Annotated in this window: 15 protein-coding genes; 2 read left to right on the plus strand and 13 right to left on the minus strand. The window is 66.3% G+C overall.

What is annotated here, in order from left to right; translation table 11 throughout:
- Position 1 precedes the first annotated feature (1 nt).
- The 3 genes from IM784_RS09640 to IM784_RS09650 all read right to left on the minus strand — a co-directional run bounded on the left by IM784_RS09640 (position 2) and on the right by IM784_RS09650 (position 2,061).
- Complete coding sequence (locus tag IM784_RS09640; protein WP_199555124.1) at positions 2-472, minus strand: TadE/TadG family type IV pilus assembly protein; 471 nt, start codon at positions 470-472, stop codon at positions 2-4.
- Positions 473-675: 203 nt separating this feature from the next.
- Complete coding sequence (locus IM784_RS09645) at positions 676-1,143, minus strand: PEP-CTERM sorting domain-containing protein (protein WP_199555125.1); 468 nt, start codon at positions 1,141-1,143, stop codon at positions 676-678.
- 213 nt (positions 1,144-1,356) lie between these two features.
- Positions 1,357-2,061 (minus strand): YggS family pyridoxal phosphate-dependent enzyme, encoded by a 705-nt coding sequence (locus tag IM784_RS09650; protein WP_235976942.1) that lies wholly within the window; start codon positions 2,059-2,061, stop codon positions 1,357-1,359.
- Between the two features lie 79 nt (positions 2,062-2,140).
- Here IM784_RS09650 and IM784_RS09655 point away from each other — a divergent pair, with 79 nt between their 5' ends.
- Positions 2,141-2,677, plus strand: coding sequence for a thiamine phosphate synthase (locus IM784_RS09655; protein ID WP_199555126.1), 537 nt, complete (start codon positions 2,141-2,143; stop codon positions 2,675-2,677).
- On the opposite strand, the gene IM784_RS09660 is transcribed toward IM784_RS09655, so the two are convergent.
- Together IM784_RS09660 and IM784_RS09665 are read right to left on the minus strand one after the other, a co-directional pair.
- Positions 2,655-3,086, minus strand: a complete 432-nt coding sequence (locus IM784_RS09660) for a DUF4112 domain-containing protein (RefSeq protein WP_199555127.1) — start codon at positions 3,084-3,086, stop codon at positions 2,655-2,657. The genes IM784_RS09655 and IM784_RS09660 overlap by 23 nt on opposite strands.
- Before the next feature lie 75 nt (positions 3,087-3,161).
- Positions 3,162-5,021: a hypothetical protein gene (locus IM784_RS09665; protein ID WP_199555128.1), complete on the minus strand. Its 1,860-nt coding sequence runs from the start codon at positions 5,019-5,021 to the stop codon at positions 3,162-3,164.
- 211 nt (positions 5,022-5,232) lie between these two features.
- On the opposite strand from IM784_RS09665, the gene IM784_RS09670 reads away from it, so the two are divergent.
- Complete coding sequence (locus IM784_RS09670; protein ID WP_199555426.1) at positions 5,233-5,883, plus strand: DUF1013 domain-containing protein; 651 nt, start codon at positions 5,233-5,235, stop codon at positions 5,881-5,883.
- A 306-nt stretch (positions 5,884-6,189) separates the two neighbouring features.
- Here the strand turns inward: IM784_RS09670 and IM784_RS09675 are convergent, their stop codons facing one another.
- The 8 genes from IM784_RS09675 to IM784_RS09710 form a co-directional block, all read right to left on the minus strand.
- Positions 6,190-7,251 (minus strand): SPOR domain-containing protein, encoded by a 1,062-nt coding sequence (locus tag IM784_RS09675; RefSeq protein ID WP_199555129.1) that lies wholly within the window; start codon positions 7,249-7,251, stop codon positions 6,190-6,192.
- On the minus strand, positions 7,248-8,474 hold the full coding sequence (locus tag IM784_RS09680; RefSeq protein ID WP_328799500.1) for a dihydroorotase: 1,227 nt from the start codon (positions 8,472-8,474) through the stop codon (positions 7,248-7,250). The genes IM784_RS09675 and IM784_RS09680 overlap by 4 nt, the downstream gene beginning before the upstream one ends.
- Entirely contained in the window at positions 8,471-9,430 is a 960-nt protein-coding gene (locus tag IM784_RS09685) for an aspartate carbamoyltransferase catalytic subunit (RefSeq protein WP_199555130.1), read from the minus strand. The genes IM784_RS09680 and IM784_RS09685 overlap by 4 nt, the downstream gene beginning before the upstream one ends.
- 11 nt (positions 9,431-9,441) lie before the next feature.
- Positions 9,442-9,924, minus strand: coding sequence for a Holliday junction resolvase RuvX (gene ruvX / locus IM784_RS09690; RefSeq protein ID WP_199555131.1), 483 nt, complete (start codon positions 9,922-9,924; stop codon positions 9,442-9,444).
- Positions 9,921-11,036, minus strand: a complete 1,116-nt coding sequence (locus IM784_RS09695; protein WP_199555132.1) for a DUF3089 domain-containing protein — start codon at positions 11,034-11,036, stop codon at positions 9,921-9,923. The genes ruvX and IM784_RS09695 overlap by 4 nt, the downstream gene beginning before the upstream one ends.
- Position 11,037: 1 nt before the next feature.
- Positions 11,038-11,934 (minus strand): sterol desaturase family protein, encoded by an 897-nt coding sequence (locus IM784_RS09700; protein ID WP_199555133.1) that lies wholly within the window; start codon positions 11,932-11,934, stop codon positions 11,038-11,040.
- Entirely contained in the window at positions 11,931-12,302 is a 372-nt protein-coding gene (locus IM784_RS09705) for a hypothetical protein (protein ID WP_199555134.1), read from the minus strand. Before IM784_RS09705 ends, IM784_RS09700 begins: the two co-directional genes overlap by 4 nt.
- Before the next feature lie 69 nt (positions 12,303-12,371).
- The gene (locus tag IM784_RS09710) at positions 12,372-13,268 is read right to left on the minus strand and encodes a polysaccharide deacetylase family protein (protein ID WP_199555135.1); all 897 of its coding nucleotides are present in this window, start codon (positions 13,266-13,268) and stop codon (positions 12,372-12,374) included.
- Positions 13,269-13,357: the final 89 nt, after the last annotated feature.

Raw genomic sequence — 13,357 nt, forward strand, 5'->3', positions numbered from 1 at the left:
GTTAGAGCTTTCCGAACGGAAGTTCTTGTTTCATTTCGGCTTGGGTTTCGAGAACGCTGGTGGTTCCACGGGAGAAGAAGGTGATCGGCGAAGCCAGCCTGGTAGGGACCGACAGGTTCACCTGAATGATGTTTGCAGTCGGATCGGCAGGCTTCGTCTGGGTGATCTTCATCGTGGCGCTGCTGGCCATCCAGGGCGGCAGGCGGCTTGCCAGCTTTGCCTGCGCTTCGCTGGGGGTAAGATTATTGACAGCGACCTGGCGCGCGATGTCGCGCGCTGTCGTCTGCATCGAGCTGTAGGTGAACAGCATGATGGAGTATTCCAGCGTGCCGAAAATCATCGACACGAACACTGGCAGAATGAGCGCAAATTCAGCCGCAGCCACACCCTTGCGGTTGCGGAAGAATCTGCCGACTACACTGCCCTTTGTATGGCTGATCTTATATTCTTGCGACATTTCACGGCCTTCCATGCCGTTGTTTTGTTTCAAAGATGATATGTTTCGTTCATTAACGTCAGATTAATGGGCCGTCAAGATAGCTTGGCCAGTGCCTGAATTGTGTAAACAAACGTAATGGTTACAGGGGGATTCTTAGACACGGAGGCGCTGTTTCGGCAGCCTCCGAGACACGGAGGACAGAACGTTCATCATGCCCCGCACGTATGTGCGACTCGTCAGGCCTTGCGAGTCGCGCCCTTGCGTGGCCTGCGGAGCGCGAGGCCGATGAAGCCGAAGCCCGAAACCATGAGCACCCAGGTATCCGGCTGCGGAACGCCCGGAATTGGAGGCGCAGGCGAGATGCTGGGCCCGGAACCGCCGCCACCGCCGCCGCCCAGAACCGAAGGAAGGCGCAGCCCGCCGTCGTCGATTCGACCGGCCAGCTGGGTCGGCGTGAGCAGCGACTCGGGCTGCATCGGGATCGCCCCCAAGTCTGCCACGTCCATCGACGGGATGGAGGGCGCCGGGCAATCGCTGATCTGCTCGTTGCGCACAGTCCGTTCTGCGGCCTTGTGCACCTTTGCAGGCTTTGCCCTAGGCTTGGGCTTGCTGATGGCAGGCTTGACCTTCTGCACGGTGACAACCGAGCCGGCGCCTATGCCGCCTGCGAGCAGCAGCGCGCAGATTTCCTTCGTTCCAATCATGATTTCCAACTTCCGACCACTGTGTGTCCGGCGAAAATCTTCAGCGCGCCCGAAGTGGACACTTCGAACCTCCAGAAATGCCCTGTGGCGCGGCTGTTGATTTACGCAGAACCCTGCGGCGGATATTGTCCGTACGGTCCTGGCATTCAAGGAGCCAATAGGGTTAATTCACAGTGTGTTGCAGTCAGAAGATGCTGAAATCCGGGCAATTATTTACCCCGAGTTAACACTTCGAATCCCGAACAGGGCCGATCCGACCCGCACATCCGTGGCCCCGAGGCGGGCGGCAATATCGTAATCGCTGCTCATTCCCATGCTGAGACGCGGCAGGTCGTGGCGGGCTGCGAGCTTGGCCAGCAGCGCAAAATAGGGGGCCGGATCGCGATCTGCCGGCGGCACGGCCATCAGCCCTGAAATCTCCAGACCGGCGGCGTGGGATGCTGCCAGAAGTTCGGGAAGCAGGCCAATCGCTACCCCGCCCTTCTGTGGCTCATCGCCTATATTCACCTGGACGAACAGCTGCGGTTGCCGGCCGGCGGCGGAACAGGCGCGTGCAAGCGCGGCGACGAGCGACGGCCGATCGACGCTGTGGATGGCATCGAACAGCGCCACGACATCCGCCGCCTTGTTCGACTGCAGCTGGCCTACGAGATGGAGCTCGATATCGGGCGTCTGCGCCTTCAGTTCGGGCCATTTGGCGGCGGCTTCCTGCACGCGGTTTTCGCCGAAGCTGCGTTGGCCTGCCGCGATCAGCGGGCGGATATCGGCCGGCGCAAAGGTCTTGCTGATGGCGATCAACCGGGGCTGCCGGTGCCTGCCGGCCGCAGATTCGCTTGCCAGCAAGCGGTTTACTTCGGCCAGCCGCTGCGCGGCGTCGCCGGCGGGCTGGGGGGCGGGCATTGCGGTGGCCAACTTCATGCCGCCGCGGTAAGCCCCAGCCGTGGCACGGGCAAGACCGACAGCGCAGCGGAAGAAAAAGCTTCCGAGCCTTTGGCTGATGACAGACGACAGGCTGGGCGGGCTGAAGGCGGATGACGAGCTGTGGCTGGCGATCCGCAATCTGCCGCGCGGGGCAGGGATCGTCTTTCGCCACTATGGGCTGAAGAGGGGCGAGCGGAGGCGATTGCTGGCACGGGTTGCGAGACTTGCCGCAAGACGCGGGCTGCTGCTGGTGGGTAGCGGCATCTCCGGCGCGCCCGACGGCGTTCACCTTGGTCGAAGTGCCGGCGGGAGACGGTCCAGGCCGGCTGTCGGCAAGCTGGTGACGGCTCCGGCGCATGGGCGCAGGGAAATGCTGGAGGCCTTTCGCCGGGGTGCGGACCTCGTATTCCTGTCGCCGGTGTTTTCGACACGAAGCCATCCGGGCGCCGAGTTTCTGGGGCCGGTTCGCTTTGGCCTCGCCGCGCGTGGCGCGCCCGGGCCGGTGCTGGCACTGGGCGGGATGGACAGGAAGCGCGGCCGCCGGATGCAGCCGCTGGGGGCGGCCGGATATGGCGGGATCGATTGCTGGGTTAAAGCTTCACGCCATCGATGACGCCGGCGCCGCAGTGGTGGCGATCGATGTGGGCAAGGATGGCCTTCACATTGCGGCTGTTGGAGCGATAGAGGAAGTCGAAGACGTCGCCTGCCACCGGGATGGCGCCGATGGCGGCATCCATGCCGACGCGAGCGAGCATGCGGGTGCATTTCCAGCGGGACATGCCGATGTTACGCGCTTCCCAGACCAGATAGGTTCCAATCGTCGCCGAGAGCAGATCGCCGACGACGGGAACGAAGCCGATGAAGGCGTCGAGACCGACGCGCTGGTTGCCGGGGAGCCGGATGACGCCCTCCAGGATGCGCTCCAGCACGATCAGGCGGGAGCGGACAGACCGCGGGTCGCGCCCTACGCCGGAGATGCCGGCCAGGCGGTCGAATGCTCCCAGAGTTGCCGTGGCGGCCATTGCTGCTCCTCTCTGGCCGATGGATCACCGGCCCGATGGCGCGAGATGGCCCTTTGCGGGGCCAGTTCAAGAGCCTTAGCCCGGAATCTCCAGCGCCCGCTGCTGGTAGGTGAGGCGCCATTCAGCGAGATCGACCAGCATGATGGCGGCGGCTGCATTGGCGATGGCGGCGGTGCGCGCCAGTGAGGGGTGGGTATCCAGTTCCGACATCAGGGCCGAGAGTGCGTCTGCCGTGGCGGCCGAACGGGCGGAGCTGCCGGCGAAATCGCCCTGCACCCGCAGACCATAGGCAGCCGTGCCAAAGGCCGGGAGCGTCGCGGTGGCGACGGTGAAGTAGATCGCACTCATCTTCGCTGCCTCGTGGCTGAGGAAGGTGGTGGCGAACAGAAAGCCGATGCAGAGCAGCACGGTGGAGATGAAGCAGATCGAGCCGAACTGGTGCAGCCGATGGTTCACATGCGCCATCCGGTGCGAGTTTCGATGGTGATAGGCAATTTCCGGGCCGACCTCCTCGTTGGCGACGACGTCGGTCAGCTTTACCAGCAGCGCATGATCGATCCTGCCGCTGGGCATGCCGAGCTGGCGCCAGATCGAGGTGGCGTACCAGTCTATCCAGCGGCGGTTGCCGGTGCGGTTGGAGGCGCTGACCGCGGGTGAGCGGGCTACTGCGAGCAGCTTCAGGCTGCGCATGGGGCGCAGGCGCTCTGCCAGCTGGCGATAGTCCAGCCATCGCTGTTGCCAGGATTCGGCGTGGCCGACGCGGGTGTTGGCGACGATGGCGGCGATCAGCAGCAGTTCGAGGACGACGAACAGCACCTTGATGTCGCCGCCGATCAGGAAACCGAACAGCGCCAGCGCGACCGCGATGGCCGAGAAGGTGAAGTTGACGACATGGCCCGACCGGAAGGATTGGGCGAAGCGGTTCGCCAGGCTGTCGGCCCAGGCATACCCCTGCTCCAACAGGGTGAAGCGGTCGTCGGCCACCCTCCCCTGCCAAAAGCTGTCGAAGCGCTTCCAGTCGGCACGGGCGGCCGGGATATAGGGATCCTTGCGCCAGGCGCTTGCGCGCAGCGGCTGGGCGCCGGTGGCAGCCAGCAGCAGTGGATATTCGATGCGCCGGATCATCAGCTGCTGCTTTTCACCCAGAAAGGCGGTGAGGGCGGCGATCTCGCCCGGTTCGTCGGGCGGCAGCATCAGCGCCCGCAGCGCTTCCTCAAGATGCGGGCGATCGAACGGTTCGGACGGCGGTTCCAGCGCGCTGTGCCAGCTGCCGCCTGCCGGACCTTCGCCGGGCCAGAGCAGGCGCACTTCCTCATGCGCTTCGAGGGGGATGTGGATGACGGGCTTGCCCATGGCGAGTGCCGTTGCCACGACATCGCCGGTGCCACCGCGGCCGCCGCTGCCCTTGCCGTTCCAGATGGCGAGCAGGATGTCGGAGGAAGCGAGGATGGCGCCGCCGGCGAGGGAATAGGCGGCCGAATCGGTCGCGCGGTCTCCGGGAAGCTCCAGTATGGTCGTGGCGCGGGCGCAAAGGGAGGTGAATGCGGCCTTGGATGCGGCATCGGGGAAGTCATTTGCATAGACTTCTGCCGGAAAGGGCAGTGGCACGTCGAGCAGGTAGCCTTGTGCCAACGCAACCTCTGCGCAGAGTCTGTCGGCACCCTCTGCTATAGCGGAGACTAGGTGCAGTTCGGGGGCACCGGGGGCGAACCAGTCGCTACCTTCGCGATGCAGCTGGGCGGCAATATCTGCAACCAGTGCAAGTGCTTCGTCGACGCGGGCGCGGGCGGCCGCCTCCAGCGGACGGGTCAGCCGATCGGCGCGGTGCCCGGTAACGCCGACGCTGACAACGAAGCGGGGACGTGGAGGATGCAGTGTTCCATCAACGTCGGGCGCTTCGAAAATGGCGTCTGCTGGCTTGTCCGGTTTCCCCATGACGGGGACATGGCCTGCCGGAGAGGGCAATGGCAAGAGCCGTGCATCGAGGCTTGCGCAGAATGGCCGGCCGCCCTAATCTGGCATCATGCCGGCCATCCCTTGCGGGGTGGCCGTTTCCATATCCAGAATGAAGGACCAACAGATGGCTAACAGCCCCAAGCCCTTGAAGGCGGGCCCGAAATCGGCAACCGCCCAGGCCCAGCCGCTGATGCCGCACGCAACCGCCACCTGGCTGGTCGAGAATAGCGGACTGAGCTTTGCGCAGATTGCCGCCTTCTGCCAGATTCATGTTCTGGAAGTGCAGGCAATCGCCGACGAGACCGCCGCGACCAAGCTGACGCCGCGCGACCCGGTTCGCGCCGGTGAGCTGGCGATGGCTGAAATCGAGAAGGGACATGCCGACCCCTCCTATCGGATGCGGATCTCCTCAGGCCCGGCGCAAGTTCGCCGCACCTCCGGCCCGCGCTACACGCCGCTGGCAAAGCGACAGGACAAGCCCGACGGCATCGCCTGGATCATCAAGAACCATCCGGAGATCACCGACGGGCAGATTTCCAAGCTGATCGGTACCACCAAGACGACGATTGCGGCGATCCGCAACCGCGAGCACTGGAACATCGCCAATATCACGCCGAAGGATCCGGTGACGCTGGGCCTGTGTGCCCAACGCGAGCTGGACGCGCTGGTGGCCGCTGCGGCCAAGAAGGCTGGCGTGGCGCCGGTTGAAGACGGCCGTCTGGGTGCCGACCGCGAGGCGATGATCGCCGAGCTGCGTGCCGAGCGCGAGGCGCTGAACGTCGACCCGGACGAGAACGAGGCCCCGCGGGAGCATACGGCGGAAACGCTGTTCAAATCCTGATCCTGCCGCATGACCGATCCGGAAACGCCTGGATCGGAACCGATGCCAAACCAGGGATATGAAGCGGGCGTCGGGTAAAATCGACGCCCGTTTTCATTGGAATCATCATCCCTCTTGCAATTGTGCATGGGCGAACACACATTGGTCGTCGCGGGCTGGCGTTATCCCCCTTTAGCCGCCCGCGCGAATGTCGGCGCTGCCTATGGCGGCGAGACATTCCCTCCCTGAACCCTGGCCGCTGCGCGGAAACGCGCAGCGGCTTTTTTTCGCCCGGATCGCGAAGCGCAGGGCCGAGTCGCCTGGGTCTCAGCCTTTGGTAACGAAACAGGGGCGACCGGCGGCTGCGAGTTTGGTGCAAAGTTCGCCAGCGTCACCGCGCTTGTCGAACGGGCCTACCTGCAGGCGCACGAGATTGCCTTTGGGCGAATAGACCGGCTTCTGGCCCTTCAGCAGATCGGCGGACTGGGAAACAAGCGTTGCCCAGGCGGTGCGGGCGGCGCGTTCGTTGGCATAGGCGCCGAGCTGGACCTTCCAGCCGTCCGGGTCTTCGGCCTTTGCCTTCGCGGTCTGTTTGGATGACGCGGATTTTTCAGCAGGCTTCTCTGTTGCCTTTTCTGCGGATTTCTCAGTTGGCTTGACGCTGGCCTTGCCGGCGTTCATTTCCTTCGGCGTAACGGCTGCAGTTGCCTTTGCGGGACGGGCTGCGGGGGCATCTTCTGCCGCATCCTCATCCGCACCGTTGTCGCTGTCGGTTGGCTTTGGGGTTTCCGGGGCGGCAGCGATCGCGACGCCTGCCATGGCGACCGCAACCGGTTGCCCGTCCGCCAGCGCGCGGGCGGCTGCTTCGCCTCGAGCGCGGTCGTCGTAGGTGAGGGCCGTTGCCATTCGCAAAGCCTGCGGGCCGGCAAGCGCGAGGCCGCCGTCGCGGGCGCGCAGCACATAGGCATAGCCGAGCGCCGGGTTCTTCGGGGCTACATCGCCGCCGAAGGTGGCGACGCCGAGCACGTAGGAGGCGCGCAGATCGCCCTTATCGGATGCCTGGCGGAGATGGACGAGCGCTTCGGTCTTGCGGCCATCCTGCCACAGCGTGATGCCGAGGTTGGCTGCAGCCTCCACATGCCCCTTGTCGGCCGCGCGGCGGTAGTAATCGATGGCGGTGCCTCGATTTTGCGGCACGCCGCGGCCAAGCCGATAGGCCTGGCCCATGTTGAACAGTGCGTCGGCATCGCCGCGGGCAGCCGGCGTCACCCATTCGGCTATCGCCCCATCCCAGTCGCCTGCGCGCCATTTGTCGACGCCCGATTCCACTGAGGCGAAGGCGGGAACGGCCAGCAGCAGAAAGGCAGCGAGCGCAGCGGAGCGTATCAAGGCCGTTCGCCCCCCTTCAGCAGCAGCCGCACCTTGCCCTGCGTCGGCAGGCCATCGAACGGGGTGTTGCCGGCGTGGCCCGGCAGGGTATCGGCGTCGATGCGCCAGGGGGCGGCAGGATCGAGCAGCATCAGGTCTGCAGGGGCGCCTGCTGCAAGCGAACCGCCCGGCAGGCCGAAGCGGCGGGCCGGATTGGCGGCGGTCAAGGCGAATAGCTGCGCGAGGTTGAGAAGCCCGTCGTGCACCAGCGTGAGCCCCAGCGAGAGGAGCGTTGCCGAGCCGGCGGCGCCAGGCGCGGCATCGGCGAACGGCAGGCGCTTTTCTTCCTGCGTGCGCGGATCATGGCGGCTGGCGAGGATGGAGATGGTGCCGTCGGAGAGGCCCTGCCGAATTGCATGTCGGTCGCGCTCCGTGCGGAGCGGCGGCGACAGCCGGGCGAAGCTGCGGTAGCCGACAAGCGCCGATTCCGAGAGCAGCGCATAGGCAGGGGCGGTGCCGGCCGAAACGTCGTGCCCGTCTGCCTGCGCCTGACGGATGAGTTCGACGCCCTCAGCCGTGCTGACGCAGGCGATGTGCAGGGCGGCGCCCGCCTCGGCGGCAAGGCGGATATCGCGGGCGATCTGCAGCGCCTCGGCGACAGCGGGAGCGGCGGGGATACCGAGGCGGGTGGCGAATTCGCCTTCGGAGGCGGCTGCCCCTGCCGTGAGAGCAGGGCACTCGGCGTGGGCGATCACCACCATCTTCAGTCCGGCGGCATAGCGGAGGAGGCGCAGCATCACCTGCGCGTCGGCGATTGCAGTGCGGCCAGTGGCGACTCCTACGGCGCCGGCCTCTTTCATCAGGCTGAGTTCCGCGAGTTCCCGGCCGTTCAGACCGCGGGTTGCGGCTGCGAGCGGACGGACCCAGAGGCGGGGCTTGCCCAGTCGTTCGGCGCGCTCGACCAGCGCCGGGTCGTCGAGCGGCGGCGACTGATCCGGCATGAGCAGGACGCTGGTGATGCCGCCGGCGACCGCTGCCTCCACATCGGTGCGGAAGACGGTGGCATCGATCAGGCCCGGGGCAAGGACGAGGCCGTCCGCCTCGATGATCTCGGCTTCGACGGGAGCTGCGAGGCCGTGGCCGGTGGCGGCGATCACCCGCTCTGCCACCAGCAGGTCGCCGCTGGTTTCACTGCCGGTCATCGGATCGACGAGACGGGCATTGCGGAACAGGATTGGCTTCACCGGCTGTCCCCCCGGCGTTCGCGGGTGAGGACATCGAGGCAGGCCATGCGGACGGCTACGCCCATTTCGACCTGCTCGGCGATGGCGGAGCGCTGGATGTCGTCGGCGACGGCACTGTCGATCTCCACGCCACGGTTCATCGGGCCGGGGTGCATCACCAGCACGTCGGGCTTTGCCGCTGCGAGGCGGGAGCGGGTGAGGCCGAAGGTGCGGAAATATTCGCGGGTGGAAGGGACGTAGGCGCCATCCATCCGCTCCAGCTGCAGGCGGAGCATCATCACCACGTCGGCGCCCTCCAGCCCTGCATCCATGTCGGTGAAGGGGGTGACGCCGAAGCGTTCGACATCGAACGGCATCAGCGTGGGCGGGGCAACGGCGCGGATTTCGGCGCCAAGCGCGGTCAGCAGGTGGAAGTTGGAGCGGGCGACGCGGCTGTGCAGGATGTCGCCGCAGATGGCGACACGCAGTCCCTCCAGCCCCCCCTTGCGGCGGCGGATGGTGAGGGCATCGAGCAGCGCCTGCGTGGGGTGCTCGTGGCGGCCGTCTCCGGCGTTGAGCACCGGGCAATCGACTTTTTCGGCGATGAGCGCGACGGCACCGGAGCTTTCGTGGCGGATGACGATGACGTCGGGGCGCATGGCATTCAGCGTCAGCGCCGTGTCTAGAAGCGTTTCGCCCTTCTTCAGGCTGGAGGCGCCGGCCGCGAGATTGACGACGTCTGCCCCCAGACGCTTGCCGGCGATCTCGAAGCTGAGCAGCGTGCGGGTGCTGTTCTCGAAGAAGGCGTTGATCTGGGTGAGGCCCTGCAGCCTGTCGTCATGCTTGCGGGCGCGGCGGCCGGCATCGACCCACTGTTCGGCCTCGTCCAGAAGGAAGGTGATTTCCGAAGGCTGCAGCCCCTCGATCGCGAGGAGGTGCCGATGCGGAAAGGAAGGGACGCCGGGCTGATTGGTCACGAGACCCGGCCTTAAAGCCCGGGGACGATACGCACAAGCCGGGCAAGCGCACCTTCCAGGATATGTGCTGCCGCCAATGCGTCGACCCGTTCGGCGCGGCGGGCCCGGCTCATGTCGGCGTCGATCATCGCGCGCTCCACGGCTACGGTGCTCCAGCGTTCGTCCCAGAGGAGGATGGGGATTTCGAGGCCTCTGGCGAGGTTGCGCGCCTGGGCGCGGACCGACTGGGTGCGAGTGGTGTCGCTGCCGTCCATCGAGAGCGGCAGGCCGATGACGAGGCCGGCGATGCTTTCCGCTTGTACAAAGGCCGCGAGCGCCTGCTGGTCTGCCGAGGGTTTGGTCCGCTTGAGGGTTTCGCGGGCGGTAGCAAAGGCCCAGTCGGCGCTGGCGGTGGCGAGGCCAATGGTCTTGGTGCCGATGTCCAGCGCAAGAAGCCGGCCCTTTGCCGGCAGGGCCTCGGCGAAGGCTTCGGCTTCGGTGGTGACGATGCTCATGGCGTTGCCGGAAGCGTGCCCTGCCCCAGCTTTGCGGCACCAAAGCTTGAAAGCCGCGCTTCGACGTCGGCGCGGATGTTCGCCCAGAAGAGGGAGAAGTCATAGACGTGGAAGTTGCCGTTCGGGAGGACGAACGGCCCGATGTCCTTTGGCGTTGGCGAGATCAGCAGCACGCCCTGCTTGTTGCAGCTGGCGCCGACCTTGTGCGGGACCAGCGCGCCGTCGATCAGCGTGCCGGCGTTCTGCCTGGCCTCGGCTGCGGCGCTGCTGCCCGAAAGCGGGTTGACGCACAGCATGGCGCGAGCGCCGAGCGGCTTGCCTGAGGCGTCGGGGATGCCGGGGAAGTCCTTCAGTGCCGTGGCCAGATCGGCATCGGCGGCAAAGCTCTGCCAGCTGGCGAGGCAGCCTGCCTGCCCGGCTGCCGTGCAGGGCGGGAGGCCGATCGTGATGGGATCGTCGGGCATGGCAACGGCCCAGCCGACGGCATAAGCAGCGACCAGCCTGCCGGACAGCACGGCGCGGCGGGCCTGCAGCAGCTTCAGCAGATGGCGGGCGCCCTGGCTGTGGCCGGCGACGATGATGGGCCTGTCAGCGGGCTGGGCCGCCAGGAAGGCGTCGAAGGCGCGCTCGACGTCGGTGTAGGCAAGATCGAGCGCCTTGTCGGCGTCGGCCGAGGGTTTCAGGAAGCTGCCGAAGGTGGCCTGCCGGTAGCGTGGCACCCAGACTTCGGCGACGCCGTTGAAGACGCTGGCCTGCATCCTGGTGAAGCGGTCGAGGCGGTCGTTGGTGTCCGGATCGTCGAGCGGGGCGTTCCAGCGGCTGCGGCTGAGATAGGCGGTGGGGCTGACGAAGAAGACGGCGGCGGCTGGCTTTGGGGCGGCGCTGTAGCCATTTGGCGTCCAGAGCGCCGGGTTGCCGGGAATGTCGGGGCGGGCGACCCAGCTTGCCTTGGCGGCATAGTCGGGCGCGGGGGCCAGTTGCGTTTCGGCGTAGGCTGCCCCGGGGACGAAGGCAAAGCGGATGAGCCTGTCGGCAAAGGCAATCCAGACGATCCCGGCGAGGATCGCCAGGCTGACGAGGGTTGCGACGATCCAGAGGAACTTCCGGGCCAAATCAGGCCTCCTGCTTCGGGTTGGTGGCTTGCCAGCGGGCGCGGATGGTTTCGGAGGTTTCGCCTGCGCCGCCCGGTTGCCAGCCGGGCGGGCCGAACAGGCGGCCCAGCAGTTCGGAAGGCGAGCGGGAGCGGACGGCATCGCGGGCGATGGCGACCCATTCGTGGACGGCAGCCCAGAGCGGGTTCAGCGTGGGCAGTGCGTGGACGATGCCATAGCGGGGGCGGTCGCTGTCTTCTTCGGGCTGGAAGGTGCCGAACATCTTGTCCCAGATGATGAAGACGCCGGCATAGTTGCGGTCCAGATAGCGCGGGTTCACCGCGTGGTGGACGCGGTGGTGGGAGGGCGTGTTCATCACGGCTTCGAACCAGCGCGGCAGGCGGCCGACCTGTTCGGTGTGGATCCAGAATTGATAGACGAGGTTGAGGCCGGCGACGAAGAAGATCATCGCCGGCGGGAAGCCGATCAGGAACAGCGGCAGGCGGAAGAGGAAGCCGAGACTGAGGAAGCCGGTCCAGGTCTGCCGCAGCGCGGTGGTGAGATTATAGTGCTGCGACGAATGGTGGATGACGTGGCTGGCCCAGAACCAGCGGACGCGGTGGGCGCTGCGGTGGAAGGCGTAATAGGCAAGATCGTCCAGCACGAAGGCCAGGAGAAAGGCCCACCAGGCGAAGGGGATATCGAAGAGGCGGAACTGGTAGAACCAGACCGCCATGGCGACGACTGCGGCGCCGGTGAGGGCGCCGGCGATCGTGCTGCCGAGGCCCAGCGTGAGCGAAGCGCCGGCGTCTCGCCAATCATAGCGGCCGACGCCGCGGCGGCGGGTGAGCCACATTTCGAGGATGATGAGCAGGACGAAAGCCGGGATCGCATAGCTGACGGGATCGGGGAGCTTCATGCCAGCGCCTCCTCCAGCCAGAGCGGGCGGGCGGCCATGGGGAGGCGAATGCGGCGCAGCATGGGTTCGCCCAGCGCGATTTCCATGACCTGCCCGGAGACGTGCGTGGCCACATGGCGCGGAAGGCTGCGGGTGAGCCAGCCGTCTCCGAGCGGGAGCACCAGGACGAGGCTGCCGTCGAGGCCGCGGACGATGGCGCCGCGCCCGCCGTCGGCGAGGGCTACGGCTGCTGCGCGGAAGCCGGCGATGCGCCCCTCTGCCTCGGCGCAGGCGGCGCTTTCGTCCAGGGTCGGACGGTTGCGGAACCCCATTCCCCAGGCGAGCGCCGTGAGCAGCAGGATTGCCAGTGCCGACAAAAGCAGGATCATCGCCGGTGGATTAGACCAACGCGCCCCCCGGGGGAAGGCCGTGACACGCGGAGTGCCACGGAATTGCGATCAGGCGCAGAACCCTGAAAGGTCTGTTCCTGGCGGCTTTGGCAGCGCGCCGGGGCGTGCGCTGATGCTGGCGGGTTCGAACGGCAGCGCCGGGTTGCGGGCAGACGCATAGATAGGGTCGGCGAGCGCATCGTCCAGCGTGGTATAGGTAAATCCCATCTGTGCGTAGAGATCGAGCAGGCGGGGCAGCATGCGGGCGGTGAAGGCGCCGGCGTGCAGCAGAAGGATCTGCGGCATGTCGTGTCTGGCAAGATGCATGCCGTTGGCGCGGGCGTAGGTTGCAGCGACTTCGGCGTCGGCAAGGAAGGCCTTCTCCAGCCGGGCTATGGCGGTGGTGTCGTTTCGCGCCATGCAGCGGGAATAGGCGGCATTGTAGGCCCAGTCTGCGAAATCCATGCTTACCGGAGCGATGGCATAGCCTTGCGCTGCGAGCTCCTTGCGGGCGGCGTCGCGCAGGGCCGGGTCGCGGCCTTCGGCGAGGTAGGGATAGCGGAAGCTGCGGGGCTCGCCTGCGAGCAGCGGTTCGTTGCGCCGCAGTTCCGCAGCGAATTCCGCCGCCGTGAGCTGGTCGAGGCTCCGGTGCGCCCAGCCATGGTTGCCCAGCGTATAGCCTGCGGATTTCCAGATACGGAGCGGCTCGACGAGGTCGGGGGATTGGTCGACGAGCGCGCCGTTCACATAGCCATAGGCGTAGTTTACGCCCTTTGCCTTCAGTGTTGCAGTGATGGAGCGGGCGACTTCCTGGGCGCTGGTCCCGTCTGGCAGCGGGCCGTGTAGAGGCAGATCGTCGAAAGTGAGGGCCAGGCGCGATGGGGGTGGGGCCGCCATGGCCCTGTATCCGTCGGTGAATGGATACAGCAGGCATAGTGCAAGACCGAAGGCGAGAAGGGGGCGCATCTGTTCTCCTCAGAAACCTGTTGCACGAACTGTTCCGCCCCTGCAAAAGATAGCGCTACCATAATCTGGATCTGGGGAGGATCGCAACA

The organism is Sandaracinobacteroides hominis, assembly GCF_016464365.1.
Classification (GTDB): domain Bacteria; phylum Pseudomonadota; class Alphaproteobacteria; order Sphingomonadales; family Sphingomonadaceae; genus Sandaracinobacteroides; species Sandaracinobacteroides hominis.

Coding starts and splice junctions, on each gene's coding strand:
- IM784_RS09670 (WP_199555426.1), top strand. CDS start 5,233: ATGCCGCACGCAACCGCCACCTGGCTGGTCGAGAATAGCGGACTGAGC.
- IM784_RS09660 (WP_199555127.1), bottom strand. CDS start 3,086: ATGGCCGCCACGGCAACTCTGGGAGCATTCGACCGCCTGGCCGGCATC.
- IM784_RS09645 (WP_199555125.1), bottom strand. CDS start 1,143: ATGATTGGAACGAAGGAAATCTGCGCGCTGCTGCTCGCAGGCGGCATA.
- IM784_RS09665 (WP_199555128.1), bottom strand. CDS start 5,021: ATGGGGAAACCGGACAAGCCAGCAGACGCCATTTTCGAAGCGCCCGAC.
- IM784_RS09700 (WP_199555133.1), bottom strand. CDS start 11,934: ATGAAGCTCCCCGATCCCGTCAGCTATGCGATCCCGGCTTTCGTCCTG.
- IM784_RS09710 (WP_199555135.1), bottom strand. CDS start 13,268: ATGCGCCCCCTTCTCGCCTTCGGTCTTGCACTATGCCTGCTGTATCCA.
- IM784_RS09705 (WP_199555134.1), bottom strand. CDS start 12,302: ATGATCCTGCTTTTGTCGGCACTGGCAATCCTGCTGCTCACGGCGCTC.
- ruvX (WP_199555131.1), bottom strand. CDS start 9,924: ATGAGCATCGTCACCACCGAAGCCGAAGCCTTCGCCGAGGCCCTGCCG.
- IM784_RS09640 (WP_199555124.1), bottom strand. CDS start 472: ATGGAAGGCCGTGAAATGTCGCAAGAATATAAGATCAGCCATACAAAG.
- IM784_RS09650 (WP_235976942.1), bottom strand. CDS start 2,061: ATGAAGTTGGCCACCGCAATGCCCGCCCCCCAGCCCGCCGGCGACGCC.
- IM784_RS09655 (WP_199555126.1), top strand. CDS start 2,141: ATGACAGACGACAGGCTGGGCGGGCTGAAGGCGGATGACGAGCTGTGG.